Origin of the sequence: Alloalcanivorax venustensis, from assembly GCF_047495515.1 — a bacterium.
GTDB lineage: Bacteria > Pseudomonadota > Gammaproteobacteria > Pseudomonadales > Alcanivoracaceae > Alloalcanivorax > Alloalcanivorax venustensis.
On record NZ_CP179934.1, the window covers coordinates 2,846,749 to 2,869,199 of the forward strand.

Below are 22,451 nucleotides of genomic sequence, written 5' to 3' on the forward strand. Positions count from 1 at the left end.
CTCTTAAAACCTGCCCGCAACGCGTTCAGCGCAGGTCCGCGGATTTGTCCCAGGACACCAGGCTCTGCACGGCCAGCATCAGACGGTCGAGCAGAAAGCCGATGGCACCGATGGTGATCACCGCCACCATGATGCGGCTCAGCGAATCGGAGCTGCCGTTCTGAAACTGGTCCCAGACGAACTTGCCCAGGCCCGGGCTCTGCGCCAGCATTTCCGCCGCGATCAGCACCATCCAGGCGATCCCCAGGGAGGTGCGCAGGCCGGCGAACATCATCGGCATCGCCGACGGCAACACGATGGTGCGCACATGGGTGAGCCAGCCCAGCCGCAGCACCCGGCTCACGTTGTTGAGGTCGCTGTCGACGCCGGCCACGCCCACGGCGGTGTTGATCACCGTCGGCCACAGACAGCACAGCATCACGGTGACCATGGAGGTGATGAACGACTTGGGGACCAGCGGGTCCTGGCTGACATAGACGGCGCTCACCACCATGGTGACCAACGGCAACCAGGCCAGCGGCGACACCGGCTTGAGCAGCTGAATCACCGGATTGAAGGCGCGGTACAGGGTGTGGCTGAGGCCGATCAGAATGCCCAGCGGAATCGCCAGCAGGGACGCCAGCACGAAGCCCGCCGTCACCGTCATCAGGCTGGTGAGGATCTGGTCGATAAAGGTGGCGCTGCCGGTGTAGGGAAAGATCCGCGGCTGATAGGACGGATCCACCGCCTGCCGCTGGGCGTTGCGCTCACGCTGACGCTCATAGAAGGCCTCCTCTTCGCGGCGCTCCGCGGCGTGCTCCTCGAGCAGCGCCCCACCCTGCTGCCACACGTCCAGGGGCCCGGGGAAGGCACCCAATGAGGTATTGATCTGCCCCGCCGCCACGGCCCACAACAGCAGGAAGGCGGCGATGCCGGCCAGCGGCACCAGCAGGGTTTTAGCCAGGGCGCGCAACTGCTCCGACGGCCGTTCGCCGCGCGCTAGCTTGATCCACGGTTGTAACCAGGTTTGCTGGCTGATCGAAATCATTTCATCACCCTCTTTTACCGGTGCGTTAAAGGCGCTGGTCGCCTTTCAGGCCGATGTCGAACTGCTTCAGGTAGGCGTTGGGCTCGCGGCCGTCGTAGGTCACGCCGTCGATGAACTCGGACTGCGGCGGTTTGAAGCCGTCCTCGCTGTCGAAGTCCGGGAAGTCCGAGGCTTTCATCTTTCCTTCCTGGATCAGCGCCCTGGCCGCCAGTGCGTAGACATCCGGGCGGTACACGTCGCGGGCGGTCTCCATGTACCAGTCGTCGCTCTTCTGCTCGGCGATCTGGCCCCAGCGGCGCATCTGGGTGAGGTACCAGATGGCGTCGGAGTAGTAGGGATAGGTGGCGTTGTGGCGGAAGAAAACGTTGAAATCCGGGATCGGCCTTTCGTCGCCCTTCTCGTATTCGAAGGTGCCGGTCATGGAGTTGGCGATGACCGCTTCGTCGGCGCCCACGTATTCGCTTTTGGCGAGAATCTTCACCGCCTCGGGGCGGTTGGCGTTGTCGTTCTCGTCCAGCCACTTGGCCGCGCGGATCAACGCCTTGACCACACGGACGTGGGTGTTGGGGTATTTCTCCGCCCAGGCTTCGCTGACGCCGAACACTTTTTCCGGATTGTTTTTCCAGATTTCGTAATCGGTGATCACCGGCACGCCCACGCCTTTGAACACCGCCTGCTGGTTCCAGGGTTCGCCGACGCAGTAGCCGTGGATGGTGCCGGCCTCCAGGGTGGCGGGCATCTGTGGCGGCGGCGTCACCGACAGCAGCGCTTCGGCCTGGAGCTGGCCGGAGGTATCGCCTCTATGGGGCGCGTAGTAGCCGGGGTGGATGCCGCCGGCGGCGAGCCAGTAGCGCAGCTCGTAGTTGTGCGTGGAGACCGGGAACACCATGCCCATCTTGAAACGCTCACCGCGATCCCGGTACGCCTTCACCACCGGTTTCAGGGCGCTGGCGCTGATCGGATGCACCGGCTTGCCGTCGCGGTGCTCGATGTTTTTCTTCATCTCCTCCCATACCGAATTGGCGACGGTGATGCCGTTGCCGTTCAGGTCCATGCTGAAAGCGGTGATGATGTGCGCCTTGGTGCCGAAGCCGATGGTGGCGGCCAGCGGCTGACCGGCCAGCATGTGGGCGCCGTCGAGCTGGCCGTCGACCACGCCGTCGAGCAGCACCTTCCAGTTGGCCTGGGCCTCCAGCGACACATACAGCCCTTCGTCCTCGAAGTAGCCTTTTTCGTAGGCGATCGCCAACGGCGCCATATCGGTGAGCTTGATAAAGCCGAACGTCAGCTCCGGCTTTTCCGGCCAGCCGACCAGCGGCTTGTCCGCCGCCTTCGCGACACCCGCGAACACGGTCAGCACGAAGGCCGCCAGCACGGCCAGCCGCCGTGCAGCGCCGGGGCCCGGGCGGGAAGAGATCGAATCGGCGTTGTTCATGGTGCTGCTCCTTTACTATCAACGACGGCGTTCGGGGTCGGCGACGCAAAAAAAAGCGCCCACCACTTTCCGTGGTGAGCGCCTTCGCTCAGATCAGTCGCATATTGTCCGGAGGGTCGGCACCGCCATTGGTTTCCGACCTGTTACCACCTGCTCTCAACTTTATACATTCAACTTCCATGCCACATCGGCATCGGCGCCCAAAGGCCGCCATCGCGGGCCCCGGGCGGCGGCGGCGACGCCGCGCCGTGCGCCAATCCGGTGATCAGGCACGGATCATGGCGCGGATTGGTGCAGAAAATTCATGGAACGCAGCTGCCACTCCTCACCGTCGATAAAGGTATCCGCGCCCATGCCGATTTCCCCCTGGCTGGTCTCCAGGCGCCAGGGCCCGGCGTGGATGCCCTCGCCTTTCCAGTCCTGGCCCGGCAACGGGGTGTCGGCCAGCGCCCGGCGGTAAAGATCCGGGCGGTAGCACGCCGCCGCCACGGCGGACAAGTCCTGGTCGCCGGGCAGCCAGCCCCAGCGGGCCATCTGGTTGAGAAACCAGTAGCCGTGGGAGACCCAGGGAAAATTGGCCAGATAGCGATGAAACACCAGCAGGTCCGGCTCCGGGGCGTCGCCACTGTCCGGCCGGTAACCGGTGTGGCCCAGTAACGCCGGCGCCAGCGCCCGGCGGTCCACCGGCAGGTATTCCGCCAACAACGACACCGCCTGCGCCCGGTTACCGTCCAGCCAGGCGCCCGCGCGGTACAAAGCGCGCAACAGCGCATCCAGGGTGTCCGGGTTGGTCCGCGCCCAGTGCTCGGTCACCCCCAGCACCTTGTTAGGTGCGTTCTGCCAGATGTCCCGGCCGGTGGCCACGCAGCAGCCGATGCCGCCCGCCGTGGCCACCGCGTTCCAGGGTTCGCCGGCGAAGAAACCATGGATGTGCCCGAGCCGCAGATGATCGACCATCTGTGACGGCGGCAGCACCACGGTGGTGACGTCACGGTCCGGGTCGATGCCGGCGCTGGCCAGCCAGTAGCGCAGCAACAGATTGTGGCTGGAATACGGAAACACCACCGCCAGAACCAGCGGCGGCTGCTTTTCCAGTTTCCGCTGCTCGATCAGTTGTTTCAGACTGGCGGGGCCCGGGCGGCCGCGCGTGGTGCTCTCAAGCTCCCGGTACAGGGACGCGGACAAGGTCATGCCGTTGCCGCCCAGGTTCAGCGAATACGGCGCGATCAAGGGTTTATTCAGGCCGCCCAGCCCCAGCGTCGAGGCCATCACCATGGGCGCCAACATGTGCGCGCCGTCGAACTGACCGACGATCACCTTGTCGCGGATATTGGCCCAGGACACCTCTTCCTGCAGGGTCACGTCCAGGCCCTGGTCCCGGAAAAAGCCCAGCTGAGCGGCGGCCAGCAGCGGCAGGCTGTCGGTGAGCGGCATATAGCCCAGGGTGAGATCGGTCTTCATTGATCACGGGTCCTCTGCGATTTCGGCGCCAGCAGCCCCAGCACAGACACAATGTCGTTGGCCACGTCCACCAGCTTCTGGCTGCGGTCCATGGCCAGCTTGCGCATGGCGTGGTAGGCCTCGTCCTCGTCCATCTGGCGGTGCTGGATCAGCAGCGCCTTGGCTTTGTCGATCACCTGCCGGTCGGCGAGCCGGGTGCGGGTTTGTTGCAGCTCATTGCGCAGCGCCTGGAATTCACGGAAGCGGGCCACCGCCACGTCGACGATGGAACGCACCCGCTCCGGATTAAGGCCGTCCACCACGTAAGCGCTGACCCCGGCGCGGATGGCGCGGTCGATGGTATTGCTGTCGCCCTGCTCGGCGAACATGATCACCGGCTTGGGAAGATGCTGGTTGAGCACCGTCATGTGCTCGAGCATGTCCCGGTCCGGCGACTCGATATCCACGATCACCACATCCGGCTGATGCTCGGCCACCTGTTTCATCAGGCCCTGGGCACTGGCCATGCGGCAGATCACCTGGAAACCGCAGTCGGTGAGCGCCTGCTCGAGCATGGCCGCCCGGGCCGGGGTATCGTCGACCAGCATCACGCGGGTGTGTTGCGGCTGCTCACTCACGGCTACATCAACCAGCGGTCGAAAGGCAGAACGGACACGGTATCGCCGGCGGCCACATCGCCGCGCTCCGCCTCCAGGCGGATAAAGGCGTTGGCCCGGGTCACCGACGACAACACCCCGGACCCCTGCGAGCCGGTGGTCGCCACCCGGTGTCCGCCGTCGCCGTCGGCGAACAGCACGGCGCGCTGGAAGTCGGCGCGCCCGGGCTTCTTGCGCAACGGCGCGTCGGCCCGCGCAGGCACCAGCAACGGCGACTCCTCGGAGCGCTCGCCGGCCAGATGGCGCAGGGCCGGCAGCGCCAGCTGATGAAAGGTCACGGTGGCGGACACCGGATTGCCCGGCAGGCCCAGGAACAGCGCTTCGCCCAGGGTCCCGAAAGTGAACGGCTTGCCCGGCTTCATGGCCACCTTATAGGCGTCCACCCGGCCGATGCGGTCCAGCACCCGGCGGGTGTGATCCGCCTCGCCCACCGACACGCCGCCGCTGGCGATCACCACATCATGACCACGCGCGGCGCTCTCCAGCACGGCCTGCAAGCGCTCCGGCGTATCCGCGCAAATCCCCAGGTCGGTGATCGCCACATCCAGCCGGCGCAGCATGGCGGTGAGCAGGTAACGGTTACTGTCGTAGATCTGGCCCTCGGCGAGCGGTTCGCCGGGCTCGCGCAATTCCGAACCGGTGGACAGCAACGCCACCCGGGGCCGGCGCAGCACCTCGACGGCGCTCAGCCCCAACGACGCCAGCAACCCCAGGTCCGCCGGCCGCAGCCGCCGCCCGGCGTCCAGCAGCCCGTCTCCCACGGCGATGTCCTCACCGGCGCGGCGGATGTTCTCGCCGGGGCGCGGCGCACGCCTGAGGTGCACCCTGGCAGTGCAGCCCTGCCCGCTCAGGTCACACTCCTCCTGCATGATCACCGCGTCGCACCCGTCGGGTACCAGGGCACCGGTCATGATGCGCACGCAGTGCCCCGCCGGCAGCGCCCCCTTGAAGGGCGCCCCCGCCGTGGCGGTGCCCGCCAGCGCCAGGCCGCCTTCCGCCGGCCAGTCGGCGCAGCGCAGCGCGTAGCCGTCCATGGCGGAATTGTCCGCCGGCGGCACCGCGCGGGCGGCGAGCAGGTCCTCAGCGAGAATCCGGTCCAGCCCGTCCCGCAGCGGCACCGTCTCGCGCTCCGTCACGGAGCGAACGGCGGCAAGCAGACGGTCGCGGGCCTCTTCAAGACTGAGCATAGGGTCGCCGGTTGATTGGGGAGATAACCGGACTTATGCATCAAGCATGCCACCGATTGGTGCGCGGACAGCGGCGGCACCACGGCGGGGCAGCGGGCAGGTGATGGCGGGCTTGTGAGAGCGGTGAAAAAGCGACAAAAAAAAGGGGCTGCCTTTTGGCAGCCCCTTTTCGGAATAGTGGTGGGTCGTGCTGGATTCGAACCAGCGACCAATTGGTTAAAAGCCAACTGCTCTACCAACTGAGCTAACGACCCGCCGAATGAGGCGCAAATAATACGGATTTATTTCGCCGTGACAAGGCCTGAGGGCCATTTTTTTCGTTAAGACTGGTAGATCGTGGGATCTTTGATCAAAGCCTGTTCAAAGCCCTCGCGGCGCAGCCGGCAGCTGTCGCAGCGGCCGCAGGCACGGCCTTCGGCGTCGGCCTGGTAGCAGGACACGGTGAGGCTGTAATCCAGGCCCAGCTCGGTGCCCCGGCGGATGATCTCCGCCTTGGAGAGCGCCATCAGGGGCGTGCTGATGCGCACCGGGTGCCCTTCCACGCCCGCCTTGGTGGCGAGCCCGGCGAGGTGCTGGAAGGCGTCGATGAATTCCGGGCGGCAGTCCGGGTAGCCGGAGTAGTCCACGGCGTTGACGCCGATAAAGATGGCGTCGGCGCCGACCACTTCCGCCAGGCCCAGGGCCAGGGACAGGAAGACGGTGTTGCGGGCCGGCACATAGGTGACCGGGATGCCCTCGCCGCCGTTCTCCGGCACGTCGATGGCGTGGTCGGTGAGCGCGGAGCCGCCGATGCCGCCCATGCCGAGCTCTATCACCCGGTGTGATTCGGCGCCCAGGGCGGCGGAGACGCGCTCCGCCGCTTGCAGCTCGGAGCGGGTGCGCTGGCCGTAATCGAAGGCGATGGTGTGGCACCGGAACCCTTCGGCGCGGGCCATCGCCAGGCAGGTGGCGGAATCGAGTCCGCCGGAGAGCAGTACCACCGCGGTTTCCATGGTGTCTCCTGTTTACCTCGGGTTGATGGGGGCCGGATCAACGCCCGCGGGCGTCGTTCCAGAGCAGTTTGTGCAGTTGCAGCTGGAAGCGCACCGGCAGGCGGTCGGCGAGGATCCAGTCGGCCAGTTCGCCGGGGGGCAGCTGCCCGTGCACCGGTGAGAACAGCACCTCGGAGACCCGCCCCGTCAGGTTGTGCTGGTCCAGCATAAAGCGGGCCCAGTCGTAGTCGCGGCGGTCGGCGAGCACGAACTTCACCTGGTGGTGCGGACGCAGGTGCGGGATGTTTTCCAGGCGGTTGTTGTGCTGTTCGCCGGAGCCCGGTGCCTTGAGGTCCATGACCACCGAGACGCGCTCGTCCACATCGGCGATATCCATGGCGCCGCCGGTTTCCAGGCTCACCTGGTAGCCCCGGTCGCACAGTTCGGTGAGCAGCGGCAGGCAGTTGGGCTGGGCCAGCGGTTCCCCGCCGGTCACCGTGACGTAGCGCGCGGAGAAGCCGTCCACCTGCTCGAGAATCGCGTCCAGGGACCGTTTTTCGCCGCCCTGGAAGGCGTACTCGGTGTCGCACCAGACACAGCGCTGCGGGCAGCCGGTGAGGCGCACGAATACGGTGGGCACGCCCACGCTGCGGGATTCCCCCTGCAGGGAATGGAAGATTTCGGTAATGCGCAGTTCCACGGTGGACGCTCTAAACGCTGAGGGGCTCAAGATGGCGCGGATTCTAACACCTTGACGGCGTCGGGTGGGAGCGGACCCGTGGGCCCGCCTGCAATCAGTCGCCGTTGAGCTGCTTGAGCATGCTCTTGGCCATTTCCGCCTCGGAGGCGTCGGGGAACTGCTTGATCAGCTTGTGCAGGGAGACTTCCGCTTCGCCGGTGTTGCCGGCCTGGGCCTGGAGGCTGGCCAGTTTGTACAGGCTGGTGGGGGCGCGGCTGTGGTTCGGGTAGTCGTCCACCACGGTCTGGAACTGCTTGCGGGCCTTGTCCAGCTGCGGAGTTTTCTGATTGCTGTAGACCTCGCCCAGCCAGAAGTGGGCGTGGGCCCGGAACTGCCCCTGCGGGAAGTCCTTCAGGTAGGCTTCGAAGGCGGTGGCCGCGGCGTCGAAATCACGCTCGAGCAGCTTGCCGCGGGCGGCGGAATAGGCCTCGCGGTCCGCTTCCGGGTCGGCGGGCGTGTCACTGTTGCCGCCGTCGTCGCCGGCTTCGGCGTCGGTCTTGGGGGCGCTGTTCACTTGTTCGACCAGCGCGTTAATCCGGGTGTCCAGGTCCAGGTAGCGTTCGCGCTCCGCGCCTTTAAGCTGCGTCAGCTCATGGCGAAGCTCTTCCACCTGACCCTGTAAATTCTGAACTTGCTTCTGGTACTGCTCCATTTCCTGCATCAGCAGGTAGATGCCCTCTTCGCCGCCACCGTTGCCGGTGGCGGACGACGAGGCCCGGCCGCCGCCGGAGCCACGCTCCTCGACGGCCAGGGGGCCGGTGCTCTGTGCCTGGGCACCGAGCACCGGCCCGCCAAGCAGGATAGCCAGTAAAAAGCGCTTAATTACCTGCTTGGACCGCATGGCTTACGGACGGCCGGCGGTGTAGTTCAGGACCACGCGACGGTTCTTCGCCCAGTCCATTTCGCTGTGGCCGAAAGCAGCCGGCTTCTCTTCACCGTAGGCGACCACTTCCACCTGGGAAGAGCTCACGCCCTGCACGCGCAGGAACTTCTGGACCGCTTCGGAACGACGCTCGGACAGAGCAACGTTGTACTCACGGGTGCCACGCTCGTCGGCGTGACCTTCCAGACGCACCTTGGCATTCGGGTTGTCTTTCAGGTAGCTGGCGTGGGCGCGCAGGGTTTCGAAGGCGGCCGCCGGCACGGTGTTGCTGTCGAAAGCGAAGTAAATCACTTTGGTGTCGGTGGTGCCGTCGTAGTTGGACGGGTGGTTGTGGAAGTTGTCCGCGGTCACCGGAATGCTGCTGGTGTCCGGCTTGGACGGCGCGGGACGCTCGACGGGCTCAGCCGGGCTGCTCTGGCTGTCGGTCGGTTGAGTATCGGTCGCGGAGGTGTCCTCCTCGGTGGGAGTACTGGAACACGCAGCCAGCAAGCCGGCCAGAAGCACGGCGAAAAGCGGGTTAATGAATGAACGCATACTAAAAACTCCTATTGATGTCCTGGATTGGAACTCTGAGATCCGTTCAGAGGAACGGCGACCAGGCCGGTTCCCTGACTTCCCCTTCCTTCGACGGGAGCTCTACTTTCACTCTCCCATCGATGGAGACGGCTTGCAGGACCCCTGTACCCCGGTGTTGCGTCCCGTAAATTATCATACTTCCATTGGGCGCAACACTGGGCGATTCATCCATATTGGTCTGTGTCACAATATCGAATGTCCCGCGCTGGAGGTCCTGCACACCGACGTTGAAACTGCCGTTACGCCGGTGTACGTAAACCAGATACCGACCGTCCGGGGTAACCTCCGGGCGGGCGTTGTAAGCCCCTTCGAACGACACCCGGCGCACCGATTTGTCGTCCACGTTCAGCTGGTAGATCTGCGGCCCACCGGAGCGGCTGGAGGTGAACACCAGATGGTCGCCATCGGGCATCCAGCGCGGCTCGGTGTCGATGCCGTAATGATCGGTCAGCTGCTCCAGATCCCCATTGTTGAGGTCCAGGCTGTAAATGTCCGGGTTGCCGCCCTTGGACAGGGTCAGCGCCAGCTTCTGGCCGTCCGGTGACCAGGAGGGGGCGCCGTTGATGCCCTTGAACTGGGCCACCACCCGCCGCTCGGCGCTGCTCAGATTGTGCACATAGATCTTGGGCAGCCCGTTCTTCTCGAAGGAAACATAAGCAATCTTAGTGCCATCCGGCGACCAGGACGGGCTCATGATCGGCTCGCGGCTGCGCAGGATGGTCTTCACCCGGGCGCCGTCGGCGTCCGCGTACTGCAGCTGGTAGGGCCGCTCGGCGCCCCGGTTGTGGGTGACGTAGAGAATCTTGGTGGAGAACGCCCCGGGGATGCCGGTGAGCTGCTCGTAGATGCGGTCGGAAATGGCGTGCGCCACGTCGCGCAATTGCGACTCCGGCGGCCGGTAGGTTTCGGAGATCAGTTCCTTGCCGCGGGCCACGTCGTGCAGCGCATAGCTCACCTCATAGGAGCCGGTACCGGTGGCCTTGAGCTTGCCGATCACCACGTACTCCTGATTGAGCACCCGGAAGTCCCGGTAGGACAGGCCTTCCTTGCTGGTGGGCCGGCTCAGCATGTCCTTGGGCGACAGGGTTTTGAACTGACCGCTTCGGTGCAGGTCGGCACGCACGATGTCGGACACGTTCTCCGGTGCGTCGCCGGCGCCGGCGAACGGCACCACCGAGATCGGCACCGCGTCCGTGCGGCCTTCGGTGATCTGAATCAGCAGCTCGGCGCGGGCGTTGACCGCCAGCAGCGAGAGCATCGCGACGATGAAGGGAAAGGCTAAAACTCGCATCATTTAACATCCGTGGGGCTGAATACGATTACAAAGGTCCGGAATTGCTCGAACAGCTTGCCGTCCGGCACCGGTAGCGGGCTGGCCAGTTCGACCGCGTTGACCAGCGACTCATCGAAATTCGGGTAGCCACTGGACTTGTCCACCTCGACACTGACCACTTCACCTCCCGGAATCACCCGGAGACGCACGCGCACGCTCAGATCGTTGCGGTTCCGGTAGTTGCCCGGAATACGCCAGCGCTGCGAAATAGCGTTGCGGATGGCGTCCGAGTAACTGGCCGTCTCTTCCTCAACGTCACTGTCGGAGGCGCCGCTGCCGGGCTTCTCGGCGACTTTTTCGCGCTCCTTGCGCGCCATCTCCAGCTCTTCCTCGGCCATCAACTCTTCCAGGCTCTGCTGCTCGAATTCCGGGGCCGGCGCCTTTTTCGGTTCCGGCTTGGGCTCGGGCTTAGGTTCCGGTTCGGGCTCGGGTTTCGGCTCGGGTTTGGGTTCGGGTTTCGGCTCAGGCTTGGGCTTCGGCTCGGGTTTGGGTTCCGGCTTCGGCTCAGGCTTGGGCTTCGGTTCCGGTTTGGGTTCCGGCTTCGGCTCAGGCTTGGGCTTCGGTTCCGGTTTGGGTTCCGGCTTCGGCTCAGGCTTGGGTTCCGGCTCGGGCTTGGGCTCCGGCTTCGGCGCCTCCTCCTGGGCCTGCTTTTGATCCTTTTCCTCGCGGGCCGGCGCGGTGTTGGCCTCCGGCGCGCGCCGTGTCTCTTCCATCACCGTGGCCATCACGTGGGGCGGGATTTCCGGCGGCCGCCGCAGCTCCGGCTCCGAGGACCAGGTAAACACCATCAGCCCCAGCACCAGCAGATGCAGAAACGCGGAAAACCCGACCGCAACGCCACGATCGCTCATGAACGCCCCGGCGGCTCCGTGACCAGCCCCAGGTTGGTGACGCCGGCCTGCTGCAGTTCGGACATCAGGACCACCACTTTGCCGTAGGGCACGTTCTGGTCACCTTCCACCAGGAACAGGGTCTCCGGTTTTTGTTTCCGGATCGTGAGCACATGGCCTTTCACCGTTTCCAGGCTCGCCGACGACTGGCCGTCGCCGCCCACGTTAATGTAGTAGCTGCCGTCCGGGCGCACCGTGATCATCACCGGCTCGTCGTTGTTGGTGATCGCCGCGCTGTCGGTCTGCGGCAGGTCCACGGACACGCCCTGGGTCATCATCGGCGCGGTGGCCATGAAGATCACCAGCAGCACCAGCATGACGTCGATGTAGGGCACTACGTTGATGTCGGCCATCGGCTTCTTGCGCAAACGGCGGCCGCGGATCGCACTCATGGACGCACTCCCTCGGCTCATGCGTCGCGTCCGTGGGCCTGGCGGTGCAGCACCGAGGAGAACTCCTCGGCGAACAGTTCACAATCGCCCACCAGGGATTCGGACAAGGACGCGTAGCGGTTGTAGGCCATCACCGCGGGGATCGCCGCGAACAGGCCCATGGCGGTGGCCACCAGCGCTTCGGCGATACCCGGCGCCACCACGCTCAGCGTCGCCTGGGTCACGTTGGCCAGGGCGCGGAACGAATTCATGATGCCCCAGACGGTACCGAACAGGCCGATATAGGGGCTGGTGGAGCCCACCGTGGCCAGGAACGGCAGATGCTTGGTGAGGCGGGATTCCTCGCGCTGCAGGGCCACGCGCATGGCGCGCTGGGCGCCTTCCATGATCGCTTCGGAGCCGCGCGTGCTCTTGGACAGCCGCACGAACTCCTGGAAACCGGCGCGAAAAATCGCCTCGCTGGCGGAATCCGGGTTGGGCTTCTTGCGCACCTGGTTATAGAGACTGGAGAGGTCCTCGCCGGACCAGAATTTCTCCTCGAAGGCATGATCGGCGCGCCGCGCACGGCCCAGTACCCGAAAGCGGGACACGATCATGTACCAGGAAATCATCGATGCCAGCAGCAGAACCAGCATCACCAGCTGGACCACCGGCCCGGCGTTGGTGACCAGCGAGAGGATCGACATGCTGGACGAAGCGTCTTCCATTTACCCCAACTCCTCGAATTCAGCCTTGAACTTGTCGTGGAGCGGCCCGGGCAAAGCCACCGGCTTGATGCCGTCGGCGCTGACACAGGCCACCTTGATAGTAGCTTCGCACAACACTTCCTGGTCACGGGTGACACGCTGCGCGAACACCAGGGTGGCACGTTTAAGCGCCACCAGTCGGGCACTGACCCGCAAATCGTCGTCGATCCGGCCGGGTTTGCGGTAGTTAATCTGGGCGGAATGCACCACGAACTGGAAGTTTTCCTCGGCCAGCGCATAGTGCTGGTAGCCCAGCGACCGCATGTACTCAGTGCGCGCCCGCTCCATGAACTTCAGGTAGTTCACGTAGTAGACGATGCCACCGGCGTCAGTGTCTTCGATGTAGACGCGAACCGGTAGGACAAATTCCGAACCTTGAGAAAATTTTTCACTCATTAAACAAATCCCCGTCCCGCGCGGGCTTGACCAGGCCGAAATGGCGCCAGGCGTGGTTGGTCACCTGGCGTCCCCGGGGGGTGCGCTGAATGAAGCCCTGCTGAATCAGGTAGGGCTCGACCACCTCTTCCAGGGTGCCGGCGTCCTCGTTGAGGGCGGCCGCCAGGGAATCCAGCCCCACCGGCCCGCCGTCGAATTTGTGCATCATCATGTTGAGCAGACGGCGGTCGGTGCCGTCCAGGCCCAGGCTGTCCACCTCCAGCATGTCCAGGGCGCTCTGCGCCACCGCGCCGGTGAGCCGGCCGTCGCCTTTCACCTGGGCGTAATCGCGCACGCGGCGCAGCAGCCGGTTGGCGATGCGCGGCGTGCCGCGGGCGCGGCGGGCCACTTCCCGGGCCCCCTCTTCATCGCCCGGGATCGCGAGGATCTCGCAGGATCGCGCTACGATACGCGCCAAATCGTCGACGTTATAAAACTCCAGCCGCTGCACGATACCGAAGCGGTCACGCAGGGGCGCGGTGAGCAGGCCGGCGCGGGTGGTGGCGCCGACCAGGGTGAAGGGCGGCAGGTCCAGCTTGATGGAGCGCGCCGCCGGCCCCTCGCCGATCATGATGTCGAGCTGGTAGTCCTCCATGGCCGGATAGAGGATCTCCTCGACCACCGGGGAAAGCCGGTGGATCTCGTCCACGAACAGCACATCGCCCTCCTCCAGGTTGGTGAGGATGGCGGCCAGATCGCCGGCCTTTTCCAGCACCGGCCCGGAAGTGGATTTCAGCTGTGAGCCCATTTCCCGGGCGATGATGTGCGCCAGGGTGGTCTTACCGAGCCCCGGCGGGCCGAAAATCAGGGTGTGATCGAGCGCCTCGTCGCGGCCACGGGCGGCGTCGATGAAGATTTCCAGCCGCTCGCGCACTTTCGGCTGGCCGTTGTAGTCGGCCAGGCTGGCCGGGCGGATGGCCCGGTCCTGCTGCACTTCGCCGGCGTCGGAAGGAAGCGGGGTGATCAAACGATCATTGTCCATGGCGTTTTACCTTGCCAGAGTTCGCAGGGCACGGCGAATCAGCTCTTCACTGCTGGGGTCGGCGCCGGCCTCTTCGGCGGCGCGGCCCACGGCGGCGGCGGCTTCCTTATTACGGTAGCCGAGCGATTCCAGCGCGGCGATGGCGTCGGCGCGGCCGTCCGGCGGGCCGTCCAGGGGCCGCGGCCCGGGCCGCGCGGCCGGCGCGCCTTCCAGCTTGTCGAGCCGGTCGGACATCTCGATCACCAGCCGCTCGGCGGTTTTCTTGCCGATGCCCGGCACCTTCACCAGCGAAGTGGTGTCCTGGTCGCGGATGCAGGCGGCCAGCCGGTCGGCCTCGATGCCGGAGAGGATCGCCAGCGCCATTTTCGGCCCCACGCCGTTCACCTTGATCAGGCTGCGGAACAGCTCGCGCTCGTAGCGGCCGGTGAAGCCGTACAGCAGCTGGGCGTCCTCGCGGACCACGAAATGGGTATAGAGCGTCAGCTCGGCGCCGCTTTCCGGCAGGTCGTAGAACACCGTCATCGGCGCTTCCACTTCATAGCCGACGCCGGCCACGTCCACCAGCAGCCGCGGCGGCTGCTTTTCCAACAGGGTGCCTCGTAATTGTCCGATCATCGTATCCGTCTTCTTCGTACCGAGGTGGCGCCGCCCATGCGCGCCAGGGAAACACGGGTGTGAGCATGACAGAGGGCGATCGCCAGCGCATCGGCGGCGTCTTCCTGGGGCCGCTTTTCCAGCCCCAGCAGGTGTTTGACCATCTCCGCCACCTGCACTTTTTCGGCGCCGCCGCGCCCCACCACCGCCTGCTTGACCTGACGGGCGGAATACTCGAACACCGGCACGCCGCTCTGCACCACGGCGGTGAGCGCGGCGCCGCGCGCCTGGCCGAGTTTGAGGGCGGAATCCGGGTTGCGGGCCATGAACACCTTCTCGATGCTCACTTCCTCCGGCCTGTGGGCGCTCATCACCTCACAGAGGCCGGCAAAAATGGTGCCCAGCCGGGGCGCCATCTCGGCGCCGCTGGTGCTGATGGTGCCGAACGCCAGGGCCCGGCTGCGGTTACCGACCTGCTCGATCACCCCATAACCGGTGTGGCGGGAGCCCGGATCGATCCCCAAAAGAATGGTCATAGTGTGCTTCCAGGGCCAGAGTCGCGCCCATATAAAAAAGGCAGGTTATATCTAACCTGCCTGCTGTTCATATGTCCAGTATAAGAGAGACCGTTCTTATTCTTCTGGCCACCGGGCGTTGGTGTAGACGTTCTGCACGTCGTCGAGATCTTCCAGCAGGTCGATCATCTTGCCCACCGTCTCGGCGGTCTCGGCGTCGATCTCCGCCTCCGTGGAGGGGCTCATGGTCACTTCCGCGTCGGCCGGTTCCAGCCCGGCTTCCTTGAGCCCGTCGACCACTTCGCCGAAGCTCTTGTCCGGGCGGGTGATCACCAGGAAGCTGCCGTCCTCGTTCTCTTCCACATCCTCGGCGCCGGCCTCCAGGGCCGCTTCCATCAGCTTCTCTTCTTCCACGCCCGGCTCGAAGAAGATCTCGCCGCGCTTGGTGAACAGAAACGCCACCGAGCCGCTGGTGCCCAGGTTGCCGCCGAACTTGGAGAAGGCATGGCGCACCTCGGACACGGTGCGGTTGACGTTGTCGGTCATGGTTTCCACCAGCACCGCCACGCCGTTCTTGCCGTAGCCCTCGTAGGTGATCTCCTCCATGTTGGCGCCGTCGTCATCGCCGGCGCCGCGCTTGATCGCCCGGTCGATGGTGTCCTTGGTCATGTTGTTGCTGAGCGCCTTGTCGACGGCGGCGCGCAGGCGCGGGTTGTCGGCGATCTCCGGGCCGCCCATGCGGGCCGCCACGGTGATTTCACGAATCAGCTTGGTGAAGATCTTGCCCCGCTTGGCATCCTGGGCCGCCTTGCGGTGCTTAATATTGGCCCATTTACTGTGACCCGCCATGGTGTCTCCTAACCTGTCCGCGTTATCTCATTGCTCTTCTTTGCGTACCGCCACGCCCACTTCGCGCAGCTGCTGATTATCCACCGGCGACGGCGCGTTGGTCATCAGGCAGGCGGCGGTCTGGGTTTTCGGGAAGGCGATCACATCGCGGATGGAATCGCCGCCGGTCATCAGCATCACCATCCGGTCGAGACCGAACGCCAGGCCGCCGTGCGGCGGCGCGCCGTACTTGAGGCCGTCCAGCAGGAAGCCGAATTTCTCGTCCGCTTCCTGGTCGCTGATCCCGAGCGCCTCGAACACGCTGCGCTGCATGTCCGGGCGGTGAATACGGATCGAGCCGCCGCCCAGTTCGGTGCCGTTGAGCACCATGTCGTAGGCCCGGGACAGGGCGCCTTCCGGGTTGCTCTTGAGCTCCTCGGGATTGCACTTGGGCATGGTGAACGGATGGTGCAGCGCGTAGTAACGGCCGTCCTCTTCCTCGAACATGGGGAAGTCCACCACCCACAGCGGTGCCCAGTCGCCCTGCGCCAGGCCGCGCTCGTGGCCCACCTTGACGCGCAGCGCGCCGATCGCCTCGTTGACCACCTTGGCCTTGTCGGCGCCGAAGAAGATCAGGTCGCCGGTGGCCGCCTCGGTGCGCTTGAGGATGCCCTGGATGGCGTCCTCGGTGAGGAACTTGAGGATCGGTGACTGCAGCCCCTCGGCGCCGGCGTCCAGGTCATTGACCTTGATATAGGCCAGGCCCTTGGCGCCGTAGATGCCCACGAACTTGGTGTACTCGTCGATTTCCTTGCGCGACAGATCGCCGCCGCCAGGCACCTTCATGGCCACCACGCGGCCTTTCGGGTCCTTGGCCGGGCCGGCGAACACCTTGAACTCCACGCCGTCCATCAGATCGGCGATGTCGATCAGCTCCAGCGGCACGCGCAGGTCCGGCTTGTCGGAGCCGTAGCGGCGCATGGCCTCTTCATAGGTCATGCGCGGGAAGGCGGGCAGGTCCACGTCGAGCATGTCCTTGAACACGCTTTTCACCATCGACTCGGTGATCGCCATGATGTCGTCCTCCTCCACGAAGGACGCCTCCAGGTCGATCTGGGTGAACTCCGGCTGACGGTCGGCGCGCAGGTCCTCGTCGCGGAAACACTTGGCAATCTGATAGTAGCGGTCGAAGCCGGCCACCATCAGCAGCTGCTTGAACAGCTGCGGCGACTGCGGCAGCGCGAAGAAGCTGCCCGGGTGGGTGCGGCTGGGCACCAGATAGTCGCGGGCGCCCTCCGGGGTGGCGCGGGTCAGGATCGGCGTTTCCACGTCCATGAACCCCTGGCCTTCCAGGTGGGCGCGCACCGCGTGGGTGAGCCGCGAGCGGAACTGGAAGCGCTTCAGGGCTTCCGGGCGGCGCAGGTCCAGGTAGCGGTACTTGAGCCGCACTTCCTCGCCGGCGGCGGAGTACTCGTCCAGCTCGAACGGCGGCGTCTGGGCTTCGTTGAGGATGGTCAGCGACAGGCCCAGCACCTCGATGTCGCCGGTGTCCATGCGCGGGTTGCGCACCGACTCGTCGCGCAGGCGCACCCGGCCCTCAAGCTGCAGCACGTATTCGCCGCGTACCTTGTCGGCCAGGGCAAAGGCCTCCTCGGTGTCCGGGTCGAACACCACCTGCACCAGGCCGGTGCGGTCGCGCAGGTCGAGGAAGATCACCCCGCCGTGGTCGCGGCGGCGGTGAACCCAACCGCACAACCGCACTGTTTCCCCGTCGTGGGAGGCTCGCAAATCACCGCAATAATGGCTTCGCATGTGTTCTGTCCGTTCCTGAATCCGATGAAGCCGCCGTCGGGACGGCCTGGGTGGCTGAAAAGGCGGCCTAGTATAGCGATTCGGGGTTGGGCCTGCTAACCCTTGCCGGCCTGACCGCCGAGAACGTCGATTCGGTGCCGAAACACACAAAAAATAGGGGCTGCACGCCTTGTACCGCGCATATCCATGGCATATAACTGGATGCGCACTGTATCAGTCGTGCCTCTGAGGCCGCAGTACAGGGGTGCCCTGACAGGGACACGCAGTTTCTTTATTCCAGGAAGTCACCAACAAAAGGGGTAAGCAATCCTATGGCTGCAAAGAAAAAAGCGGCAAAGAAGGCCGCCACGGCAACCACCACGCGTCGGGTGAAGGCCATCGCCGATCCGATGACCAAATCCCAAATCATCGCTCAGATCAGCGATTCCACCGGCCTCACCAAGAAAGACGTGAACAGCGTTTTCGATGAGCTGACCGATATCATGGAAGGTCATCTGAAGAAGCGCGGCGCCGGCCAGTTCACCCTTCCCGGTCTGTTCAAGGCAGTGACCCAGAAGAAGCCGGCCACCAAGGCTCGCAAGGGCATCAACCCGTTCACCGGCCAGGAAACCACCTTCGCCGCCAAACCCGCTCGCACCGTGGTCAAAGTACGGCCACTGAAAAAGCTCAAGGACATGGCTCAGTAAGTCCGCGTCCCGCCCTCCGGGCCGGCGCGGTCGCCGGTCCGGAGCGTCCCCGCCCCCCTGTTCACGCCCCTCCTCGCCCCCCGGAGCTTTAGACCCTATAATCCCCGCCCCTGGAAACCCGGCCGGTGACGCCGAGCCGCGCGCGCCGCGCAAGCAGACAACGTCAGAGGTGGTGAATGGCAGAGCGCAAAGACAAAAAGAAGGTAGTCGGCGAGCCGATGACCGACGAACAGATCAAGGTGTTCCTGGACTTCCCGCCGGAAGAAGGCGAGAACCCGGACTTCCACGTCCTGCTCAAGGCCTACCGCGCCCTGCGCGCGGAGGATTTCGAACGCTTCGTGGCGTTCTTCCAGGCGCAGAACCGCGATATCCGCGCCACCGACGACCGGGGGCGCACGCTGCTGGATATCGTCCGCGGCCACGGTAAAAGCGAACCCTTCGTCGCCATCCTGGAAAAAGCCGGCGGCTGACTGACCGTAGAGCCGCCCACCCCCGGCTGGTGAATTCTTGTTCGACCCGCTCTTCCCATGGCAAGGTTCGGCTTCCTTTTTGGTTTGCCCGAGCCATGCCGGCCCTGCCGGCGACGTCCAGATAAAAAAGAAGAGCATCGTCATGAAAGTGGAGTTTCACCGAGGCCGCGCGGGATGGCGCTGGCCCCTGCTGATCGTATTGTGCCTGACCAGCCTGGGACTGCAGGCACAGAAAACCCCGGATATCGACCCGGCCCTGCTGATCGACGAGGAAGAGCAGGTCACCCAGGAAGAGCTGGAGATGGAGAACATCCCGGTCGATGAGCGCATCTTCATCGAGCCCTGGAACGAGGTCCCCTACAACCGCGCCTACTTCACCTACACCGACGCCGAAATCCGCGAAAAATGGGACTACCTGATGCGCGGCTTGCGCATGCCCTACCCGTCCGCGGACTACCTGCGCCGGCAATTTGAAAAGTACCCCTTCCTGCGCGACGGCCTGGAGGATTTCGACGGCGACTTCCAGAGCCTGGAGGGCCGCTACGTCAACGTCTGGCGCCACTTCTTCGCCGGTAACTTCCAGACCGCCCGCCGCCTGGGCCTGGAACTGGGCCCCATCGGCGAGATCCCGGCGCTGTTCTCGCAGCTGCTTTACGCCATCTATCTGGCCGACCGGCAAAGCGTCAAATACATGATGCTGCAGGACATGGCCAACCGCACCGAGCGCTACTTCGACCTGATGGAGCCCGCCGAGGACGACCCGGAAATGGAGCCGGTGGTGGCCGTGGTGCGCCTCGGTTACGCCTACGCCATCGCCCGCATCGCCGAGGAATCGCCGGTGCCGATCATTGTCGCCCGCCGCTATATCAGCAAGATCAAGAACAACGCGGAACGGGTCCTGGAGATCATGCCCGACCACCCGCTCGGCCACGCCTTCCTGGCCGGCGTGGACGCCGGCATCATGCGCCGGGTGGGCAAGTTCACCGGCCGCATGACCTACGGCGCGCGCACCACCACGGTCCAGGACTCCTTCGACGAGGCGCTGACGCTGGCCCCGGACATTCCCATCGTCCACTACGAGTACGCCAACGCGCTGATCTACATGAACCGCAAGCGGGACCTCAACGAGGCGATCAGCCACCTGGAGACCGCCATGCAGCTCAAGCCGCAGTTCTCCATGGACGCGCTGGATGTGATGTACTCTTACCAGCGGCTGCGCGAAGTGCGCCTGTACGCGCTCAACTTCCGCAGCTTCCGGCTGTTCGAGAAGGCCCGGCGCACCTTCAGCAAGCACACCGACCGCAACCTGACCAGCGTGATCTCCGGGCCCCTGACCACCGACATGCTGGAAAACCCGGACGACTACGTACTGCCCGAGCGGCAATAGCCGCCACAACAAGGAGCCCCATGCGCTGGTACCAGGACCGTCTGTTCCCGAAGCTGCTGGACTGGGCCACCCGCCCGCTCTACCGCGACCGCCAGCGCCTCCTGCATGGCGCCCGCGGCCGCGTGCTGGAGCTGGGCATCGGCACCGGCGCCAATCTCGCCCTCTACGGCGACGCCGTCAGCGAGATCCACGGCCTGGAGCCGGAGGCGGCGATGCTGGCGCTGGCCCGCCGCCGCGCGCGGGAAGCCGGCATCCGCCAACCGCTGCACCTGCTACAGGGTGACGCCCGCCGGCTGCCCTACCCGGACGGCCACTTCGACACCGTGGTCGCCTGCCTGGTGTTCTGCACCATTCCAGAGCCCGAGCTGGCCGCCCGCGAGATGCACCGGGTGCTGGCCCCGGGCGGGCGTCTTCTGTTGCTGGAACACATCGCCAGCGGTCGCCCACGCACCTTGCGCTGGCAACGGCGGGTGGACCCGCTCTGGCATCATCTGGCCTGCGGCTGTCATCTCACCCGCCCCACCCCGGATACCCTGCGCGACGCCGGCTTCGACCTCAGCGACACGCGGGTTTTCCGCCACCGCAAACTGCCCGGGCTGATGGCCGAGCTGCTGCAAGGCAGCGCCCGGCGCGCCGACTGACCGGCGCGGCAAAACGCCACCTGCCGTTCCCCGCCCACCGGGGGTACAATCCGCGCCCATGAACTCAACCCTGCAACGCGTCTGGCGCCGCCGGCTGATCGGCCTGCGCAGCCTGCTGGTACTGTGCCTGGCGCTGGCCCTGCTGGTGCTGCAGCAAATCGCGCGCGCCCCCGCCAGCCTGGAGCCGCTGCTGTGGCTGGCGGCGCTGCTGCTGCCCAACCTGATCGCCCTGGCCAGCCTCAATACCCGCCGGCAGCAGCGCCTGCTGGCCCTGGAACTGACCCTGGACGTGGTGATCTTCGTCGGCCTGCTGCAGCAACTGGGCGGCGCCGGTAACCCGTTGTCGTTCTATCTGCTGGTGCCGCTGCTGCTCGGCGCCCTGACCCTGGGGCGCGGCGCCGCGCTCTGGCTGCTGGTGGTGACGCTGGGTGGATACCTGCTGGCCACCCTGTGGCACAGCGCCCCGCCGGCGCATTCCACCCTGCACGCCCTGACCCGGGAGCTGAGCCACACCCACGGTCTCGGCATGGGCGTGGTCTTCGTCGCCCTGGCGCTGTTGCTGACCGCCCTGGGCCAGGTGATCCAGAGCCTGGCCCGCCAGCAACAGCGTCAGCACGACCGGCTGCTGGAACTGGCCGGCCGCCGTGAACGGCTCTACCAGGTGGCGGCGACCCTGGCCCATCAGGCCCACGAACTGAACACCCCGCTCAGCAGCCTGGTGATGCTGGCCGACAACGCCGCCCGGGAACCGGGGCTTCCGCAAAGCACCCGCGACGATCTGGCGCAGATCGAGGCCCTGGCCCGGCGCGTCGCCGCCCGGCTGCGCAACGCGGACGCGGACAGCCTGCCGGAGCGGCCCGCCTACCGGACGCTGATGGAACGGGTGCGGGATCATCTGCGCCACCTGCACCCGACGCTGGCCCTGTCGGTGAGCGGCCCCGAAGGGCAGTGTTTCAATGACGGCGCGGCCTGGTTCCGGGTGCTGGCCAATCTCGGTTACAACGCCATCGACGCCGGCGCGGAACGCCTCGACGTGCGGCTGGCGGCGCTGCCCGGCGGCGGCTGGCTGCTGCAGGTGAGCGACGACGGCCCCGACCACCCGGAACGCCGCGAGGAAGAGGGCCTGGGCGTGGGCCTGGCGCTGGTGGAAAGCACCCTGGCGGCACTGGGCGCGACTCTGACCCTGCGTTTCGAGCGCCAGTGGAGCCAGGCGCGCATCGAATGGAGCGAGCATGACGCCTGAATTCCTGCTGCTGCTTGAAGACGACGCCCTGCTCGCCGAGCAGACCCGGCGCGCGTTCGCCCGCCACGGCATCGAGGTGCACCATGCCGCCGATCTGCAACAGGCGCACGCGCTGCTGGCCAGGCTCGCCACCCTGGACGCGGCGGTGCTCGACCAGAATCTCGGCAACGACAACGGCCTGGATCTGATCCAGCCGCTGCTGGCGCGCTTCCCGCACTGCCGGGTGCTGGTGCTGACCGGCTACGGCAGCATCCCGGCGGCGGTGGCCGCCACCCGGCGCGGCGCCCACAATTACCTCACCAAACCGGCCAGCGCCGGCGAAATCCTCGACGCCCTGGGCCGCGACCCCGCCGACACCGGCGATCTCCCCGAAGTGCCGCCGTCCCTGCAGCGTCTGGAATGGGAGCACATCCAACGGGTTCTTGACGCCCACGACGGCAATATATCCAGAGCGGCGGAGGCCCTCGGCATCCACCGCCGCACCCTGCAGCGCCGGTTGAAAAAGCGCCCCAGCCCGAGCCACTTCCAGCGCGATCGTTAACACCGTTATTACGCGAAACAC

At 65.6% G+C, this 22,451-nt stretch carries 25 protein-coding genes and 1 tRNA gene; 6 read left to right on the plus strand and 20 right to left on the minus strand.

The features are described from left to right. Positions 1-25 precede the first annotated feature (25 nt). The 20 genes from ACMG4O_RS13360 to aspS all read right to left on the minus strand — a co-directional run bounded on the left by ACMG4O_RS13360 (position 26) and on the right by aspS (position 17,462). The gene (locus ACMG4O_RS13360) at positions 26-1,027 is read right to left on the minus strand and encodes an ABC transporter permease (protein ID WP_414433940.1); all 1,002 of its coding nucleotides are present in this window, start codon (positions 1,025-1,027) and stop codon (positions 26-28) included. 25 nt (positions 1,028-1,052) lie between these two features. After that, positions 1,053-2,462 carry a CmpA/NrtA family ABC transporter substrate-binding protein gene (locus ACMG4O_RS13365; protein WP_414433941.1) on the minus strand — a complete coding sequence of 470 codons (1,410 nt, stop codon included), beginning with the start codon at positions 2,460-2,462 and terminating at the stop codon, positions 1,053-1,055. 276 nt (positions 2,463-2,738) lie between these two features. Next, entirely contained in the window at positions 2,739-3,923 is a 1,185-nt protein-coding gene (locus tag ACMG4O_RS13370; protein ID WP_414433942.1) for a CmpA/NrtA family ABC transporter substrate-binding protein, read from the minus strand. Beyond that, a complete protein-coding gene (locus ACMG4O_RS13375; protein WP_323745338.1) occupies positions 3,920-4,540 on the minus strand; it encodes an ANTAR domain-containing response regulator in 621 nt (206 codons plus the stop codon). Before ACMG4O_RS13375 ends, ACMG4O_RS13370 begins: the two co-directional genes overlap by 4 nt. 2 nt (positions 4,541-4,542) lie before the next feature. Continuing rightward, positions 4,543-5,766, minus strand: coding sequence for a gephyrin-like molybdotransferase Glp (gene glp / locus ACMG4O_RS13380; protein ID WP_414433943.1), 1,224 nt, complete (start codon positions 5,764-5,766; stop codon positions 4,543-4,545). A 178-nt stretch (positions 5,767-5,944) separates the two neighbouring features. Then, a tRNA-Lys gene (locus ACMG4O_RS13385) sits at positions 5,945-6,020 on the minus strand. Between the two features lie 66 nt (positions 6,021-6,086). After that, positions 6,087-6,758 carry a 7-cyano-7-deazaguanine synthase QueC gene (gene queC / locus ACMG4O_RS13390; RefSeq protein WP_142948688.1) on the minus strand — a complete coding sequence of 224 codons (672 nt, stop codon included), beginning with the start codon at positions 6,756-6,758 and terminating at the stop codon, positions 6,087-6,089. A 37-nt stretch (positions 6,759-6,795) separates the two neighbouring features. Then, positions 6,796-7,437 (minus strand): 7-carboxy-7-deazaguanine synthase QueE, encoded by a 642-nt coding sequence (gene queE / locus ACMG4O_RS13395; protein WP_142948689.1) that lies wholly within the window; start codon positions 7,435-7,437, stop codon positions 6,796-6,798. A 94-nt stretch (positions 7,438-7,531) separates the two neighbouring features. Further along, entirely contained in the window at positions 7,532-8,317 is a 786-nt protein-coding gene (gene ybgF / locus ACMG4O_RS13400) for a tol-pal system protein YbgF (RefSeq protein ID WP_414433944.1), read from the minus strand. Between the two features lie 3 nt (positions 8,318-8,320). Beyond that, entirely contained in the window at positions 8,321-8,893 is a 573-nt protein-coding gene (pal, locus tag ACMG4O_RS13405; protein WP_370184945.1) for a peptidoglycan-associated lipoprotein Pal, read from the minus strand. Positions 8,894-8,939: 46 nt separating this feature from the next. Next, positions 8,940-10,229 carry a Tol-Pal system beta propeller repeat protein TolB gene (gene tolB / locus ACMG4O_RS13410; RefSeq protein WP_194855446.1) on the minus strand — a complete coding sequence of 430 codons (1,290 nt, stop codon included), beginning with the start codon at positions 10,227-10,229 and terminating at the stop codon, positions 8,940-8,942. Then, positions 10,226-11,119, minus strand: a complete 894-nt coding sequence (gene tolA, locus ACMG4O_RS13415; protein ID WP_414433945.1) for a cell envelope integrity protein TolA — start codon at positions 11,117-11,119, stop codon at positions 10,226-10,228. Before tolA ends, tolB begins: the two co-directional genes overlap by 4 nt. Then, positions 11,116-11,550 (minus strand): protein TolR, encoded by a 435-nt coding sequence (gene tolR, locus ACMG4O_RS13420; RefSeq protein ID WP_142948693.1) that lies wholly within the window; start codon positions 11,548-11,550, stop codon positions 11,116-11,118. Before tolR ends, tolA begins: the two co-directional genes overlap by 4 nt. Before the next feature lie 17 nt (positions 11,551-11,567). Next, on the minus strand, positions 11,568-12,257 hold the full coding sequence (tolQ, locus tag ACMG4O_RS13425; RefSeq protein WP_142948694.1) for a protein TolQ: 690 nt from the start codon (positions 12,255-12,257) through the stop codon (positions 11,568-11,570). Further along, positions 12,258-12,692: a tol-pal system-associated acyl-CoA thioesterase gene (ybgC, locus tag ACMG4O_RS13430; protein WP_142948695.1), complete on the minus strand. Its 435-nt coding sequence runs from the start codon at positions 12,690-12,692 to the stop codon at positions 12,258-12,260. Next, positions 12,685-13,713 carry a Holliday junction branch migration DNA helicase RuvB gene (ruvB, locus tag ACMG4O_RS13435; protein WP_414433946.1) on the minus strand — a complete coding sequence of 343 codons (1,029 nt, stop codon included), beginning with the start codon at positions 13,711-13,713 and terminating at the stop codon, positions 12,685-12,687. Before ruvB ends, ybgC begins: the two co-directional genes overlap by 8 nt. A 6-nt stretch (positions 13,714-13,719) precedes the next feature. Then, complete coding sequence (gene ruvA, locus ACMG4O_RS13440; protein WP_142948697.1) at positions 13,720-14,328, minus strand: Holliday junction branch migration protein RuvA; 609 nt, start codon at positions 14,326-14,328, stop codon at positions 13,720-13,722. Beyond that, a complete protein-coding gene (gene ruvC / locus ACMG4O_RS13445) occupies positions 14,325-14,843 on the minus strand; it encodes a crossover junction endodeoxyribonuclease RuvC (RefSeq protein ID WP_067609030.1) in 519 nt (172 codons plus the stop codon). The genes ruvA and ruvC overlap by 4 nt, the downstream gene beginning before the upstream one ends. 96 nt (positions 14,844-14,939) lie before the next feature. Next, entirely contained in the window at positions 14,940-15,671 is a 732-nt protein-coding gene (locus ACMG4O_RS13450; RefSeq protein WP_142948698.1) for a YebC/PmpR family DNA-binding transcriptional regulator, read from the minus strand. Between the two features lie 27 nt (positions 15,672-15,698). Further along, positions 15,699-17,462 (minus strand): aspartate--tRNA ligase, encoded by a 1,764-nt coding sequence (gene aspS / locus ACMG4O_RS13455; RefSeq protein WP_142948699.1) that lies wholly within the window; start codon positions 17,460-17,462, stop codon positions 15,699-15,701. A 389-nt stretch (positions 17,463-17,851) separates the two neighbouring features. Here aspS and ACMG4O_RS13460 point away from each other — a divergent pair, with 389 nt between their 5' ends. The 6 genes from ACMG4O_RS13460 (at position 17,852) to ACMG4O_RS13485 (ending at position 22,430) form a co-directional block, all read left to right on the plus strand. Next, positions 17,852-18,148, plus strand: coding sequence for an HU family DNA-binding protein (locus ACMG4O_RS13460; RefSeq protein ID WP_370184957.1), 297 nt, complete (start codon positions 17,852-17,854; stop codon positions 18,146-18,148). Between the two features lie 176 nt (positions 18,149-18,324). Then, on the plus strand, positions 18,325-18,618 hold the full coding sequence (locus ACMG4O_RS13465) for a PA4642 family protein (protein ID WP_194855452.1): 294 nt from the start codon (positions 18,325-18,327) through the stop codon (positions 18,616-18,618). 142 nt (positions 18,619-18,760) lie between these two features. Further along, positions 18,761-20,005, plus strand: a complete 1,245-nt coding sequence (locus ACMG4O_RS13470; protein WP_194855453.1) for a hypothetical protein — start codon at positions 18,761-18,763, stop codon at positions 20,003-20,005. A 20-nt stretch (positions 20,006-20,025) separates the two neighbouring features. After that, positions 20,026-20,646, plus strand: a complete 621-nt coding sequence (locus ACMG4O_RS13475) for a class I SAM-dependent methyltransferase (protein WP_414433947.1) — start codon at positions 20,026-20,028, stop codon at positions 20,644-20,646. Between the two features lie 58 nt (positions 20,647-20,704). Continuing rightward, the gene (locus ACMG4O_RS13480; RefSeq protein ID WP_414433948.1) at positions 20,705-21,889 is read left to right on the plus strand and encodes a sensor histidine kinase; all 1,185 of its coding nucleotides are present in this window, start codon (positions 20,705-20,707) and stop codon (positions 21,887-21,889) included. Continuing rightward, positions 21,879-22,430: a response regulator transcription factor gene (locus ACMG4O_RS13485; protein ID WP_414433949.1), complete on the plus strand. Its 552-nt coding sequence runs from the start codon at positions 21,879-21,881 to the stop codon at positions 22,428-22,430. The genes ACMG4O_RS13480 and ACMG4O_RS13485 overlap by 11 nt, the downstream gene beginning before the upstream one ends. Positions 22,431-22,451 lie beyond the last annotated feature (21 nt).